Origin of the sequence: Corallibacter vietnamensis (assembly GCF_039537875.1) — a bacterium.
GTDB classification, from domain to species: domain Bacteria; phylum Bacteroidota; class Bacteroidia; order Flavobacteriales; family Flavobacteriaceae; genus Corallibacter; species Corallibacter vietnamensis.
Genome location: NZ_BAABBI010000001.1, coordinates 591761 through 607608, shown reverse-complemented (window position 1 = coordinate 607608; position 15848 = coordinate 591761). Strand labels below are relative to the sequence as shown.

Below are 15848 nucleotides of genomic sequence, written 5' to 3'. Positions count from 1 at the left end.
GTTTTTTCTATGTTTATTTAAACAGAGTTTGGAAAACTTATTTTACTAAGTTGATTTCTACACGTCTGTTGTTAGCTCTACCAGCTCTAGTTTTGTTAGAGTCAATTGGTCTAGCTTCACCATATCCTTTAGAAGATAATCTGAACTCATCAACACCATTTGCAGTTAAGTATTCTTTAACTGAAAGAGCTCTAGCTTCAGAAAGTCTTTGGTTTGTAGATTCTCTACCAACACTATCAGTGTGACCTTCAACTGTAAATTTAGCAGTTGGATACTCATTTAAGATAGCAATAATATCAGCTAATGCTTTTTCTGACTCATCTTTGATAGAAGATTTACCTGTATCAAATAAGATAGTTTTAGCGTAAGCATTTAAAGTTTTTTGAACTTCTTCAGTTACTTCTGGGCATCCGTTGTTAGCAACAGTACCAGCAACATCTGGACATTGATCATCTTTGTCTAATACTCCGTCACCATCAGCATCTGGCCAAGGGCATCCTCCGTTTGCAGCAGGACCTGCTTCGTTAGGACATTTGTCATCTTTATCAGCAACACCATCGTTATCAGCATCTGGACAACCGTTTAATTCTTTTAATCCAGCTACAGTAGGACAAGCATCATCTTTATCAGCAATACCATCACCATCAGTATCAGGACATCCGTTGAATTCTGGTAAACCAGCTTCGTTTGGACAAGAATCTTTACCATCTTCTATACCATCACCGTCAGAATCAGGACATCCGTTAAATTCTGGTAAACCAGCAACTTCAGGACAAGCATCATCTTTGTCATAAACGCCATCACCGTCTGTATCTTTTCCACCAAACTTAACAGTAAGACCTGCTGTATGTTGGAAATGAGTGCTTAAATAATCTTCGAAAGCGTGTTTGTATGCAGATTGGAAAGAAAGCCCAATGTTTTCTGTAAACCAAAAGTTAATTCCAATAGTTCCATTAAGTGTACCAGCTCCTATTTCGTCTACCCAAGTGTAACCACCACCAACTCCTAAATAAGGATCGATGCAAGTTGAGTTAAGTAAACCAGCAAAGCTATACTTTACAGTACCATCAAGACCGTAGTAAGATACATCTTTATATGTAAAAGTGTCATCTCCAAACTTTTCGATTTTATTGATAGAAGCTGTAGCTCCGATAGAGAAACCACTATCTAAATAACGAGATACAGTAAGCGATGATAGAGAAGGTAAAATATTCCAGTGATCACTAACGTTAAAGTACTCATCGAAATAGTCACCTAATGGCGCGTTTTCTCCTGTTGGATAGAAGTCTACTGCATTTACGCCAAAACTAATCGCCCAAGGATTGTTTTCATCTTGTGCATAAGTGTTGCTAAATCCAATCATAAGCAACATAGCGAACAATAATCTGCTAAGATTTTTCATATTCAAAAATTTAATTTTTAAGTGTTAATTGTAAGCAAAAGTAAGTTGTTAAATGTTATTAACAAAGACAAATATAGAAAAATATTGAATATTTTCCTTAAAATAGGCGTGTTTCTGTCTAATTTAAATTATTTCTAAAATTTTACCTACCTTGATAAAAGCCGAAATTGCTTTATCTAAATGTTCTTTTTCATGAGCTGCCGAAAGCTGCACGCGGATTCTTGCTTTTTCTTTTGGTACTACAGGGAAGAAAAAGCCTATTACATAAATGCCTTCGTTTAGTAAAAGGTTTGCCATTGTTTGCGATAGTTTAGCATCATACAGCATAATTGGCACTATAGCTGAATCTCCGTCTATAATGTCAAATTTGGCTTTTTTCATTTCTGTTTTAAAGTAGTTTGTATTCCATTCTAACTTATCACGTAAGGCTGTGTCTTTGGCTAGCATGTCAAATACTTTTATTGAAGCGCCAACAATAGCTGGGGCTAAAGAGTTGGAAAACAAATAAGGTCTTGATTTTTGGCGTAGTAATTCAATAATTTCTTTTTTTCCTGTTGTGTAACCACCCATAGCGCCTCCTAATGCTTTCCCTAATGTGCCAGTAATGATATCTATACGATCTAAAACACCTTTTTCTTCAAGTGTGCCTCGGCCTGTTTCACCTATAAAACCTGCAGAATGACATTCATCTATCATAACCATTGCGTCATATTTGTCTGCTAAATCACATATTTTATCTAATGGTGCGATAAGGCCATCCATTGAGAAAACACCGTCTGTTACAATAATTTTGAAACGTGCACCGTTTTCGTTTGCTGCTATGAGCTGTTTTTCTAAATCAGCCATATCATTGTTTTGATATCGATATCTTGCAGCTTTGCATAATCTTACGCCATCTATAATAGAGGCATGGTTTAGTGAATCTGAAATGATTGCATCTTCTTTTCCAAGTAAAGGTTCAAAAACTCCTCCATTAGCATCGAATGCTGCTGCATATAAAATGGTGTCTTCAGTGCCATAGAAAGATGCTATTTTTTCTTCTAGTTCTTTGTGAATATCTTGAGTCCCGCAGATAAATCTTACAGAAGACATTCCAAAGCCATGAGTATCCATAGTATCTTTTGCTGCTTGAACAACTTCTGGGTGAGAAGAAAGCCCTAGGTAGTTGTTGGCACAAAAATTTAAAACAGTTTCTCCTGTGTTTAGAGTTATTTCAGCTCCTTGAGCGCTTGTTATAATTCGCTCTGTTTTAAAAAGACCAGCGTCTTTTATATCTTGAATTTCTTGTTGTAAGTGTTGTTTAATTTTTCCGTACATGGTTTTTTAGTTTGTTGCAAATTTAAAATTCTTTTACCGTTATATCTTCATTTATATAAACAAGAATTTTTTTAATTGTTTTTATTTTCATTTCGTTTAAAGCCGTTTCGTATTCTTCTAGTTGGTATTGATATTTATTGTTTTCAGCACCAGTTTTATAATCGATTATAATGGCTTCATTGTTTGGTGTAATAACCAGTCTGTCAGGTCTTATTATTTTACCAGAGCTGCATATAATGTCTCGCTCGTTATAAATAGTATTATTTGATGTAAAGTATGTTTTAAGGTTAGGATGTTGAACTATGTGTAGAATAGTGTCTTTTAATAAGGTTTGTTGAGGTTTGGTTATTATGGCGTTGTTTAAAAAATCGTTTAATGCAAAATCGATATCAACATCTGTTTTTATTTCAGCCATAATATTGTGTACAAGAAGTCCTTTTTCAATAGCATCCTTTTGTTTTGTATCCCATAAATATCCAGAGCTAGTAACAATTTTTATATTGTGGTCTTGTTTGTTTGTTGAAATAAACTCTTGTTGTTGCTGTGTTTGTGTTTTTGTATCCTCTTTTTTGGTGGTTTCTTTTTGTGGGTTTCCAAAGCTATAGTTTAGTTGGTTGTTAACCCAATTATTAGAGCTTTGTAAATAGTTAATTAATAAACCGGAGTAGGTTTTATTACTTATTTCTCCTTTGCTGTTAATGTCATGTTTGGCAATAATGTAGAGTTGCTCTGATGCTCTAGTCAAGGCAACATATAGTAAGTTTATATTGTCTAACTCAAGTTCTGATTGATGCTTGTTGTAAATAGCATATCCTTCATCACCGAAAAACTCAAAATCTTTATTGTAATTAAGAAGCGTATGAGAAAACCCGTTAAAAATATCTGGATTTATTGACATCCATTCTTTTGGTTCTTTTTCGTTATAAATGTTTAAATCGGCATAAGGAAAAATAACTACAGGAAATTCTAAACCTTTGGATTTGTGAATGGTCATTATTTGAACTGCATTTTGACCTTCGGGTGTTACAATACTCAAATTGTTTTCTTTCTTTTCAAAGTAACTTACAAATCCTGCTATATCAGCTGTTTGTTTTTGTGAATATTCCAAAACAAGGTCTAGGTAAAATTGTACATAAGCATTTGAGGTTTGTACTAATTTGAAAGTTCTTATTATGGTTTCTACTATTTCGTAAAGAGGTAGCAATGCAAAAGAGTCAATGTTTATGAATACTTGAAATGACTCAAGGCTTTTAAATAGTTTAGACGTTTCTAGATGCGCATGAGATTTTAAAAACGAATGCGTGTTGCTTATATTGAGTTTTTCTGATAGAAATATAAGAATAGCAACTTTGAGCTCGTTGTTGTCTGGTTGTAATATTAATTTTAAAATGTTATGAATGAAAACAACTTCAGGCGCATTTTTTAAGAGTAATGTTTCTGAAGACATAATAGGAATGTCATTACTGCTTAAATAATCAGCAATAGCAACACCTTCTTTCTTTTTTCTTACCAAAACTGTTATGTCTTTAAACTTATAACCATTGTCAAGGCATTGCTTTATTGTTTTTAATGTTTCTTCTGTATATAATGTGTCTCGATCGTCTTCTTTAGAAAAATCTAAAAAATTAAGATTTACATAACCTTGCTGTGAGGCTGTATCTTGCTGCGAAGCATTTGCATACAAATCAGCATACACAACACTGTTAAAAAACGTAGATGATAAATAATTAAAAAATAGATTGTTAAAGTTTATTATTTCTTTAAAACTTCTATAGTTGGCATTAAGGCTTAAAACTTGAGGGTTTTGTTGAAAAGGGTTTTTGGTGTTGTTGTATAAATCAATAAATTGCTCTGCTTTTCCACCACGCCATCTGTAAATTGCTTGTTTTGCATCTCCAACTAGCATAACGCCACCATTTGAACGAGATAGTGAATTGTCTAATAACGGCACTAGGTTTTTCCATTGTAAGAATGAAGTGTCTTGAAATTCATCAATAAAATAGTGGTTTATCTTTTCGCCAAGGCGCTCATAAATAAATGGTGTTGGTTGGTTTTTTATTTCATCACTTATTATTGCATTAAATTCTGAAATAAGCATTTTGTTTTGCTCGTCTTTTAATACAAGAAGCTCATTATTTATGGCATTTAGGACAGATAAAGGTGTTATGTTTTTGTAAAATGATAAAAGGAATTTATAATGAAATATCAGTCTTTTTGTGTCAACAAATGCTTGCGCAAGTTTGGGTTGAATAGTATCTATAGTTGATGCTATATCTGTGCTTACACGTTTGGGATATAATGTGTTGCCTTCTGTTAGGTCTGTTTGCCAACCAGAATCAAAAGACACATTTAATTTTTTGTTTGATATATTGTCAAAGTGTTTAGGTAAAGAGCTTCTGGTAAAATCGTTGTATTGCAAGCCGCATTCATCTATAAGTACAAGGGTATTTTTAGCGATTTCAACACAGGTGTTTTCTGTTTCTAAAAGTTCTTTTTTTACTAGTTTTTTTAAAGCTTTAAAATCTTCTAAAGTTTTGTTTTTAAGCGCTTCAATAAAAGGTAAGTCATTTTCATTTACCAGTAATTTGGCAATCTTATTAAAATCGAATGAAACGTCCCAGCTTTTATCATCATCAGCTTTTTCAATAGCAAAGTTTACTAGTACCTCCGTTAGTTTTTTATCTGTACCTGCTTTAGAAATTAAACGATCTACAGCTTCAACAAGCATGGTGTCTTGGTCTAGTTCAACTTCAAAATTTAAAGGTAGTTTTAAGTCATAAGCAAATGTTCTAATAAGCTTATGTGTAAACCCATCTATGGTAGAAATGTTAAATGCAGCGTAATTGTACATTATGGCATCTAGAGTTTTTTTAGATCGGTTGTAAAGTTCCTTTTCAGTTATGTTTAATTCCTCACAAATGGTTTTAAACATCGGGTTTTCATCATTAAAAATACTATCAGAAGAAAAGGCTTTAAGTGTTTCAATGATACGAACCTTCATTTCGCTAGCCGCTTTATTAGTAAAGGTTATTGCAAGTATGTGTCTGAATTGTTGAGAATTGTTTGACTTAATAAGTATTTTTAAATACTCTTTAACCAAAGTAAAGGTTTTACCACTTCCGGCAGATGCATTGTAAATTAAAAAAGACGACGAATCATTCATTTTATGAAAAAAGAAATTTGATACAAGATAAAAACTATCAATGATTTCATAACGATTTATTATTTTTTATTGCAGTCTATTATCCGTAAATTTGAAACAGAATAGAATATAAACAATTTAAAACAAAAATATTATGGCTTTCGAATTACCGAAATTAAAATATGCTTATGATGCTTTAGAGCCTCATATTGATGCAAGAACAATGGAGATTCACCACTCAAAGCATCATGCTGGATATACATCTAAATTAAATGCTGCAATTGAAGGAACAGATTTAGAAGGTAAAACAATAGAAAATATTCTTATTAACCTAGATATGGACAACAACGCTGTTAGAAATAACGGTGGTGGATTTTACAATCACTCATTATTTTGGGATGTAATGAATCCTGAGGGAAAAGGACGTTTATCAGGTGAACTTAAAGACGCTATAGAAGCAGCATACGGAAATGTTGATGCTTTTAAAGATGCTTTTAGTAAAGCAGCTGCAACACAGTTTGGTTCTGGTTGGGCTTGGTTGTGTGTGCACAAAGGTGGTAAGGTAGAAGTTTGCTCTACACCAAATCAAGATAATCCATTAATGCCAGGTGTAAGCTGTGGAGGAACTCCAATTTTAGGATTAGATGTTTGGGAGCATGCATATTATTTAAATTATCAAAACAGAAGACCAGATTACATTGAAGCATTTTTTAATGTGATTAACTGGAATGAAGTTGAAAGACGTTATGCTGAAGCTAAATAGTATATAAATGCATAAAAACTAAAAAGCGCATTGAATTACTTTCAATGCGCTTTTTTATTTAATAAAACTCAAAACCTTTTTTAAAAATGAAAAAAGGCGAACGAGTGTTCACCTTTTTTGCCCCAAATCTACCATAAACTTAACCTACTTATGTTATGGTGACACAAAGGTAATTATAACTTTATAAACAAGAAAATTATTAGACAAACGACTTATATTTTGGTCTAAAAGGTTTTGGTGAAGGTTTTTTAGTGTGGTTTTCAATATTTTAGATGTGTAAAATAAAAAAAGGCGAACAAGTGTTCACCTTTTTTTGCCCCAAATCTACCATGAACTTAACCTACTTATGTTATGGTGATTCTAAAGTAGATGTTATTTTATTATTTACAACTATAAATCAGATGAAATGCATTAATTTTAGATAAAACGCACATTTTTTACGATTAATAATCGCTTCTAATTAATTGATTAGTAGGCTCTTTCCTTATTCCCTTCGTAAAAATTAATAAAAGCTTTATTTACAACACGATTACCTCCTACTGTAGGATAATTACCTGTAAAATACCAATCTCCTAAATTTTTAGGGCACGCTTTATGTAAGTTGGCTACCGGTTGAAAAATAGTTTCTACTTCAGCGTTTACAGTGTCATCAGATATTAGTTCTGCAATTTTATTTGATATTTCTTCATCTGTAAATTGCGCATATAGGTCTTTTACAAAATTACGAACATCTTTATCTTTAAGGTTAATTTGAGCTTTACACTTATCATAAACCTCTTTTACCATATGGTACTTGTTGTTTTCTTCAAGAAGTTCTAGCATGGCTCTAAAAGCAATTAAGTCTTCTAGGCGAGCCATATCAATACCGTAACAGTCAGGATAGCGTATTTGTGGTGCAGATGAAACAACAACAATCTTTTTAGGATGTAGTCTATCCATCATTTTTATAATACTCTTTTTGAGCGTTGTACCTCTTACAATACTGTCGTCTATAATTACTAGGTTATCAGTTGGTTTTATAACACCATAAGTTACATCATATACGTGTGCAACTAAATCATCACGACTACTATCTTCTGTAATAAAGGTTCGTAATTTTACGTCTTTTATGGCTATTTTCTCAATACGCGGGTGTTCAGATAAGATTTCTGTTACGCGTTCAGCAGATAGTTTTCCATCTCCTGCAATAATAGCTTTTGTTTTCTTTTCGTTAAGATGTTGTTCAACAGTTTCTATCATACCAAAAAATGATGTTTCGGCTGTATTTGGTATGTAAGAGAACACGGTGTTTTGAGTATCGTTGTCTATTGCTTTAAGCACTTTTGGCATAAGTAGTTTACCAAGATCTTTACGTTCTTGATAAATTTCGGCATCACTACCACGAGAAAAATAAATACGCTCAAATGAACATGCTTTACGCTCTAAAGGTTCAATGATTTTGTCTATAGAAACTTCTCCAGATTTTTTTGTGATAATGGCGTGCCCTGGCTCTAATTCTTTTACATCGTCAAAATCTACGTTGAATACAGTTTGTATTACAGGACGTTCTGAAGCCACAACAACTATTTCATCATCTTTGTAATAGTATGCGGGTCTAATTCCGGCAGGATCACGTAATACAAATGAATCTCCGTGACCTAATAGGCCAGCCATTGCATAACCACCATCCCAGTTTTTTGAAGCTTTTTTAAGTATTTTGGCAACATTAAGTCGTTCTGCTATAAGTGGTGAGCATTCGTGCTTGCTGTAGCCTTCTTTTTTTAATTTCTTATAAACTTTAGATACAGCATCATCAAGAAAATGTCCTATTTTTTCCATGATGGTAATCGTATCTGCTTTTTCTTTTGGGTGCTGTCCTAGTTCTACTAGCCCGTCAAAAAGCTGGTTTACATTAGTCATATTGAAGTTTCCAGCAACAATAAGGTTTCTATGCATCCAGTTGTTTTGTCTTAAAAAAGGGTGTACGCTTTCAACGCTATTTTTACCAAAAGTTCCATAGCGCACATGACCAAGAAGTACTTCGCCTACATAAGGAATATGTTTTTTTTGAAGCGCTACATTATCGGCGTATTCAGGGTGTTCAGTAAGTTCTTTGTTTATACGCTCGTTTATTTGAGCAAAAATATCTTGTATAGGTTGTTGTGCTATAGATCGTACTCGGCTTATATAGCGTTCGCCTGGATTTGTGTCTAGTTTAATGCTTGCAAAACCAGCACCGTCTTGACCACGATTGTGCTGTTTTTCCATCATTAAATACATTTTGTTTACACCATAAAAGGCACTGCCATATTTTTCTTTGTAGTATTCTAAAGGTTTTAGAAGTCTAATTTGTGCAATACCACATTCATGTTTTAAAGCGTCACTCATTGTGTTGTGTTGTATAGTTTGTCTTTAAATTAATTTCTGAAATATATTCAGAATGAAAAACGCGCTCCAAATGAGCGCGCTTGTATTTATGATAATTCGATATCGAATTGTGTTAAATCGCTAAATTGCTGTAAGCGTTTATGAACGTCTTGTCTTGACAATGTTTGCATGCGTTCTGTTCCAAATTTTTCAACACAAAATGAAGCTAGTGTTGAGCCATAAATAACAGCGTTTTTCATGTTATCAAAAGAGATATCGTCTGTTTTTGTTAGGTAACCAATAAATCCTCCGGCAAATGTATCGCCAGCACCTGTTGGATCAAAAACTTCTTCTAGCGGTAATGCAGGAGCATAAAATACATTGTCATTATGAAATAATAATGCACCATGTTCTCCTTTTTTAATCACCACATATTTTGGTCCCATTTCATGAATTTTTCTAGCTGCAACAACCAGGCTGTATTCGCCTGTAAGTTGTCTGGCTTCTTCATCATTTATGGTAATAACGTCTACTTTACTTATTATTTTATGTAAGTCTTCTAAAGCGTTATCCATCCAAAAATTCATTGTATCTAAAACAACAAGTTTTGGTTTTTTAGTCATTTGTTCTAATACACCTATTTGTACAATAGGGTGTAAGTTTCCTAACATGACATAATCAGCATCTTTATAGTTTTCAGGAACAACAGGGTTAAAGTCAGCAAGAACATTAAGTTCTGTTGCAAGCGTATCACGTGTATTCATATCGTTATGATATTTTCCACTCCAGAAGAATGTTTTTCCTTCTTTTACAATTTCTATACCTGTGGTATCTATGTTTTTATTGGCTAATAAATCAAGATAATCTTGCGGAAAATCTCCACCTACTACAGATACGGCAGCTGCATCAACATTAAATTGAGATGCGGCTAGACCAATGAATGTGGCTGCGCCACCAAGTATTTTATCGGTTTTACCAAAAGGGGTTTCTATAGCATCAAAAGCTACAGTACCTACGATTACTAGTTTGCTCATAAAGCGTTTTGAAAATTTGTTGCAAATATACGGTTTTTAGTTACTAATTACCGAATTAATTTTTATGAGGCCATATTTGTAGTTAACTACTATTTTCGCCCAAAATCAGCAGGAATTTCTCCCCAGGCTTTGGTTTCCCATTTTACAATAGTTGTTGTGTAGTGGTTTTCTTTTAGCCATTTTACTGCTCTGTCTACTAAATCAAAAACAGCTTTATTTTTTGCGTTGCGTTCTAATTTAGAATTACACATTTTCTTTCGTACCCAACTCATTGCAGTTTTAGAATCGGTATATATAATGCGGTCACTATTATGTTGTTTTAAAAATGCCAATCCGTGAACAATAGCTAAAAACTCACCAATATTATTTGTGCCCTCCTCAAAAGGGCCTTGAATAAAGAGTTGTTTTTTTGTTTTGGTATCTACACCGCGATATTCCATTATACCAGGATTTCCTGAAGAGGCAGCATCAACAGAGATAGAGTTGTAATTAGGCAGACCTATTTTTTTTAGTTGTTCTTCGGGTAGTTCACTTTTAAATGTTTTGTTTTTTCCTACGTAGTCAAAATAATTACCTTTTAAAGCCTTTTTAGCGGCTTCAAACGTGGGAAACGATTTGTATTGAGCGCCTTGAAAATCTTTTATTTGGGCTTTACAATCATCCCATGACTCAAAAACGCCAGTTTTATGGCCTTTCCAAACGGTGTAGTATTTTTTCTTTTTTTTTGACATAGCTAAAAAAGCCTTGGTAATATTAGGATAGTGAATTAACCTTTTAGTAATTGCTCTACCACTTTTGGAAAATGTGCCATTTCTAATTCATGAATTTTTCTAGCAACATCATTAGCATTATCTAATGTGTCAATGTAGCATTTAGCCTGAAAAATAATAGCACCTTCATCATAGTTTTCGTTTACATAATGAATAGTAATACCTGTTTCTTTTTCTTTATTAGCAATTACAGCTTCATGAACGTGCATACCGTACATACCTTTGCCGCCATATTTTGGTAGTAAGGCAGGATGAATATTTATCACTTTATTTGGGAATACTTTCAGAATAGCTTCTGGAAATTTCCAAAGAAAACCTGCCAGAACAATTAAATCTGGTTGTGATGCTTTTAAAATGTTTAAAACATCATCTTGACTTGTAAAGGCTGTTCTGTTGAATGATAATGCGCTGACATTTAGTTTTTTACATCTTTCTAAAACTTTGGCATGGGGATTGTTTGTAAGCACTTGAATAACTGAACCAGTTTCTCTGTTTTGAAAAAACTTGATTAAATTTTCAGCATTAGTGCCACTTCCGGACGCAAAAATTACAATACGCTTCATTTACAGACAATATAGTTTTGATTATTTGAACAAAAAAAAGAATAATTATTAACAATTAGAAGGCAAAATTCAAATACTTCAAAGGATTTTTATTAAATTACAAACACATTTTTCAAGGAAAGGTGTGTTTTAAAATAAAGTTTTTTATTTTTGCGTCCTAATTAAAACTTAAAATTAAAAAATTATGTCAGACATTGCATCAAGAGTAAAAGCGATTATCGTAGACAAATTGGGTGTTGATGAAAACGAAGTTGTAACTGAAGCTAGCTTCACAAACGATTTAGGAGCAGATTCATTAGACACAGTAGAGTTAATCATGGAATTCGAAAAAGAATTTGATATTCAAATTCCAGATGATCAAGCTGAGAACATTGCAACAGTTGGTCAAGCGATTTCATATATAGAAGAAGCAAAATAATTCATACCTTTTATGGAATTAAGGCGAGTTGTAGTTACAGGTTTAGGTGCACTTACTCCTATAGGCAATACCAAAGAAACATATTGGGATGGTTTAATACATGGGAAAAGTGGTGCAGCACCAATAACATATTTTGACACTGAAAAGTTCAAGACTAAATTCGCTTGCGAATTAAAAAACTTTAACGCGACCGATTTTCTTGACAGAAAAGAAGCTCGAAAAATGGATAAGTTTACGCAATATGCTATGGTAGCTTCTGATGAAGCAATAGCAGATGCCAAACTAGATCTAGAGGTTGTTGATAAATTGAAAGTCGGAGTTATTTGGGGAGCAGGAATAGGCGGTTTAGAAACTTTTCAAGATGAAGTGTTAAACTTTGCATCTGGAGATGGAACACCAAGGTTTAATCCTTTCTTTATCCCAAAAATGATAGCAGATATTGCACCAGGAAACATATCTATCAAACATGGATTTATGGGACCTAATTATACTACAGTATCTGCATGTGCATCATCAGCAAACGCTATGATAGATGCTTTAAACTATATTCGTTTAGGGCATTGTGATGTTATAGTTACTGGTGGTAGTGAAGCAGCAGTTACCATTGCTGGAATGGGTGGTTTTAATGCCATGCATGCACTCTCAACAAGAAATGATAGTCCAGAAACAGCTTCTAGACCTTTTGATGCAACCAGAGATGGTTTTGTATTAGGAGAAGGAGCAGGAGCTATAATTCTTGAAGAATATGAGCATGCAAAAGCAAGAGGCGCAAAAATATATGCCGAAGTTATTGGAGGTGGATTATCTTCAGACGCGCATCATATGACAGCACCTCACCCTGAAGGAATAGGTGTAATGGCTGTAATGAGAAATTGTTTAGAAAATGCTGGTATAAAACCAGAAGAGGTTGATCATATCAATACTCACGGTACATCAACACCTCTTGGAGATGTTGCTGAACTTAAAGCAATTTCTGAAGTATTTGGAGATCATGCAAAAAACATCAATATAAACTCAACCAAGTCTATGACTGGCCATTTATTAGGAGCCGCAGGTGCTATTGAGTCTATTGCCTCTATTTTAGCTATAGAGCATGGTGTTGTTCCACCAACAATAAATCATGAAGTTGTTGATGAGAATATTGATGCTAAATTAAACTTAACATTAAACAAAGCACAAAAAAGAGACGTTAAAGTCGCTATGAGTAATACGTTTGGATTTGGAGGACACAATGCTTGCGTATTATTTAAAAAAATTGATTAAACAACGAATGAAACACATTCGAAACATATTAAATTCCCGTTCTAAAACAGACGGGAATTTTTTTGTGTCTATCCAAAAAATTTTAGGATTTAAACCAAAAAACTTAAACGTTTATAAAACCGCTTTTACGCATCGTTCAATGAATATTAAAGATGCTTCAGGGCATGCTATAAACTATGAACGGTTAGAGTTTTTAGGAGACGCTATGTTAGGCTCAGTAATAGCCTCTCACTTATTTATTGAAGTGCCTAGCGGTGACGAAGGCTATCTTACCAAAATGCGCTCTAAAGTTGTGAGTAGAGAACATTTAAATGAATTAGGAAAAGAACTTGGCTTAATAAAACATATAGAAAGTAAAATTCCTAAAGGGCAGTTTGGTGACAACATTCACGGAAATTTATTTGAAGCATTAGTTGGAGCAATCTTTTTAGATAGAGGCTACAAGTATTGCGAAAAATTTGTTTACAATCGTGTTATAATACCTTACGTTGATATTGAACAATTAGAAGGAAAAGTAATAAGCTATAAAAGTTTATTAATAGAATGGTGTCAAAAAGAAAAGAAAACCTTTGAATATGACGTTTATGATGACACAGGAAATGATGATATAAGACACTTTGCCGTAAAACTATCTATTGATAAAAAAGTTGTAACAAAAGCCCGAGCTACATCCAAGAAAAAAGCAGAAGAAAAAGCATCAAAACGAGCCTTTTTTGTTTTCCAAAAGCAGATTTCTAAAACACTATCAGATTAAAATAGCATCTTTATAATAAATCTCTGCCAACTATAACGTTTTCGGAACAATATTAAGGAAAAGATAACTTTATTAATTGTTATAAATACTATATTTACCACTATATTAGTTTGAGTAAATGGCTGTAAAAAAATTAATTCTTGATGATTTTATTGATGATGTAAATTATACATTAATAGCAGTTCATTGTTCTATAGAAGGTTATAGACTCGCTTATTTTTTAAACAAAAAATTAGGCTTAAACCTAAAACGAAAACACGAAGATATAGATCTTAATACACTTGCTAAATATCCCATTTTTGAATGGGAAGACATAAAACAACAAGTAACTTGGCATTTAGTGTCTAATGTTTGCAGAATAGAAGAAGTGATTCAGCCACAAGAAAACACATTATTTCATTCTCAAGCCACTCGCCAAAACACCTTTTACTTAATACCAGAATATAAAAGAGTAAATTACTTTTTAAAGATAAATGATGATGGACTTTTATCTAAAAACAGTAAAAATACTTTAAGCAATATTCAAGAAATACCACATGTAATAACGGCTTACAACGTAGATGTGGATACTATAAAATCGAAAAACAATTTAATATTTTATTAGATGTTAAACAGAAAAAAAACAAAAATAGTAGCAACATTAGGTCCTGCAACTAGCAAAAAAGAAGTTTTAAAAGCAATGCTTGATGAAGGCGTAAATGTATTTAGAATTAATTTTTCGCACGCTGATTACAGTGACGTTACAGAACGTATTAAGATGATACGCGAGCTTAACGATGAGTTTGGTTACAATGCAGCAATTTTAGGTGACTTACAAGGCCCTAAACTTCGCGTTGGCACGATGAAAGGCGAAGTGATAGTAAATGAAGGAGACGAGATTGTTTTTGCTACCGGAAAACGTTTTGAAGGAACAAAAGAACGTGTTTACATGACGTATGATAATTTTCCGCAAGATGCAAAACCAGGAGAGCGCATTTTATTAGATGACGGAAAACTAATTTTTGAAGTAGTTTCTACAGATAAAAAGAGTGAAGTAACGGCTCGTGTTATACAAGGTGGACCACTAAAGTCTAAAAAAGGTGTAAACCTTCCAAACACAAATATTTCGCAACCTGCTTTAACAGAGAAAGATATTGAAGACGCTATTTTTGCTATCAATCAACAAGTAGACTGGATTGCGTTATCATTTGTGCGTCATGCTGAAGACTTAATGCAGCTAGAAACATTAATAAATGAGCATAGCGACCATAAAATACCTATCATAGCAAAAATTGAAAAGCCAGAAGCTGTAGAAAACATTGATAAAATTGTAGCTTATTGTGATGGTTTAATGGTAGCGCGTGGCGATTTAGGTGTTGAAATCCCAGCTGAAGAAGTGCCGTTAATTCAAAAAAAATTAGTGCTTCGTGCCAAGCAAGCTAGAATTCCGGTAATTATTGCAACTCAAATGATGGAAACCATGATTTCTAGCCTAACACCAACTAGAGCTGAAGTAAATGATGTTGCTAACTCTGTAATGGATGGTGCTGATGCCGTTATGCTTTCGGGTGAAACATCTGTTGGTAGTTATCCTGTGCAAGTTATCAGACAAATGTCTAACATTATAAAAAGTGTTGAAGACTCTTCACTTATTAAAGTGCCACAAATGCCGCCTCATATTCGTACAAAAAGATATATAACTAAATCTATTTGTTATCATGCAGCCAATATGGCCAATGAGATAAGTGCTAGTGCTATTTCTACCTTAACAAATAGCGGTTACACAGCATTTCAAATTTCGGCATGGAGACCTAGCGCTCATATTTTAGTATTTACTTCAAATAAGCGCATCTTAACACAGTTAAGCTTGCTTTGGGGTGTGAATGCTTTCTTTTATGATAAGTTTGTAAGCACCGATGAAACTATAGAAGATGTAAACGCAATTGCTTGTAAAAAAGGATATTTAAAAGAGGGCGATATGCTTGTTAGTCTTGCAGCAATGCCAATTCAAGAAAAAGGTATGGTGAATACATTACGTGTTACAGAGATTACCGACTGTAATTTTTAAAGTTTTTCTTACATAAATAATAGAAGAGA

The 15848-nt window shown here is 33.4% G+C and carries 13 protein-coding genes; 6 read left to right on the top strand and 7 right to left on the bottom strand.

Features of this window, described 5'->3' with window-relative positions:
- Nucleotides 1–37: 37 nt before the first annotated feature.
- From ABD690_RS02775 to ABD690_RS02765, 3 genes are all read right to left on the bottom strand, one after another.
- Complete coding sequence (locus tag ABD690_RS02775; RefSeq protein ID WP_344726813.1) at nt 38–1402, bottom strand: OmpA family protein; 1365 nt, start codon at nt 1400–1402, stop codon at nt 38–40.
- 123 nt (nt 1403–1525) lie between these two features.
- Nucleotides 1526–2719, bottom strand: coding sequence for a glycine C-acetyltransferase (gene kbl / locus ABD690_RS02770; protein ID WP_344726811.1), 1194 nt, complete (start codon nt 2717–2719; stop codon nt 1526–1528).
- A gap of 22 nt (nt 2720–2741) precedes the next feature.
- Nucleotides 2742–5882 carry a UvrD-helicase domain-containing protein gene (locus ABD690_RS02765; protein WP_344726809.1) on the bottom strand — a complete coding sequence of 1047 codons (3141 nt, stop codon included), beginning with the start codon at nt 5880–5882 and terminating at the stop codon, nt 2742–2744.
- Between the two features lie 133 nt (nt 5883–6015).
- On the opposite strand from ABD690_RS02765, the gene ABD690_RS02760 reads away from it, so the two are divergent.
- On the top strand, nt 6016–6624 hold the full coding sequence (locus ABD690_RS02760; RefSeq protein ID WP_344726807.1) for a superoxide dismutase: 609 nt from the start codon (nt 6016–6018) through the stop codon (nt 6622–6624).
- Between the two features lie 468 nt (nt 6625–7092).
- Here ABD690_RS02760 and ABD690_RS02755 read toward each other — a convergent pair whose 3' ends face one another.
- The 4 genes from ABD690_RS02755 to purN all read right to left on the bottom strand — a co-directional run bounded on the left by ABD690_RS02755 (nt 7093) and on the right by purN (nt 11337).
- Entirely contained in the window at nt 7093–8991 is a 1899-nt protein-coding gene (locus tag ABD690_RS02755; protein WP_344726805.1) for an amidophosphoribosyltransferase, read from the bottom strand.
- An 86-nt stretch (nt 8992–9077) separates the two neighbouring features.
- Nucleotides 9078–10004 carry a PfkB family carbohydrate kinase gene (locus tag ABD690_RS02750; RefSeq protein ID WP_344726803.1) on the bottom strand — a complete coding sequence of 309 codons (927 nt, stop codon included), beginning with the start codon at nt 10002–10004 and terminating at the stop codon, nt 9078–9080.
- Between the two features lie 89 nt (nt 10005–10093).
- Nucleotides 10094–10735, bottom strand: a complete 642-nt coding sequence (locus tag ABD690_RS02745) for a ribonuclease H1 domain-containing protein (RefSeq protein ID WP_344726801.1) — start codon at nt 10733–10735, stop codon at nt 10094–10096.
- Between the two features lie 35 nt (nt 10736–10770).
- Entirely contained in the window at nt 10771–11337 is a 567-nt protein-coding gene (gene purN, locus ABD690_RS02740; RefSeq protein ID WP_344726799.1) for a phosphoribosylglycinamide formyltransferase, read from the bottom strand.
- A gap of 184 nt (nt 11338–11521) precedes the next feature.
- On the opposite strand from purN, the gene ABD690_RS02735 reads away from it, so the two are divergent.
- The 5 genes from ABD690_RS02735 to pyk all read left to right on the top strand — a co-directional run bounded on the left by ABD690_RS02735 (nt 11522) and on the right by pyk (nt 15819).
- Nucleotides 11522–11755 carry an acyl carrier protein gene (locus ABD690_RS02735; protein ID WP_008269813.1) on the top strand — a complete coding sequence of 78 codons (234 nt, stop codon included), beginning with the start codon at nt 11522–11524 and terminating at the stop codon, nt 11753–11755.
- Nucleotides 11756–11767: 12 nt separating this feature from the next.
- Nucleotides 11768–13018 carry a beta-ketoacyl-ACP synthase II gene (fabF, locus tag ABD690_RS02730; protein ID WP_344726796.1) on the top strand — a complete coding sequence of 417 codons (1251 nt, stop codon included), beginning with the start codon at nt 11768–11770 and terminating at the stop codon, nt 13016–13018.
- A 7-nt stretch (nt 13019–13025) separates the two neighbouring features.
- The gene (gene rnc, locus ABD690_RS02725; protein WP_344726794.1) at nt 13026–13772 is read left to right on the top strand and encodes a ribonuclease III; all 747 of its coding nucleotides are present in this window, start codon (nt 13026–13028) and stop codon (nt 13770–13772) included.
- A 118-nt stretch (nt 13773–13890) separates the two neighbouring features.
- Nucleotides 13891–14376, top strand: coding sequence for an IPExxxVDY family protein (locus ABD690_RS02720; RefSeq protein ID WP_344726792.1), 486 nt, complete (start codon nt 13891–13893; stop codon nt 14374–14376).
- Nucleotides 14377–15819, top strand: a complete 1443-nt coding sequence (pyk, locus tag ABD690_RS02715) for a pyruvate kinase (protein WP_344726790.1) — start codon at nt 14377–14379, stop codon at nt 15817–15819. It begins immediately after the preceding gene.
- Nucleotides 15820–15848 lie beyond the last annotated feature (29 nt).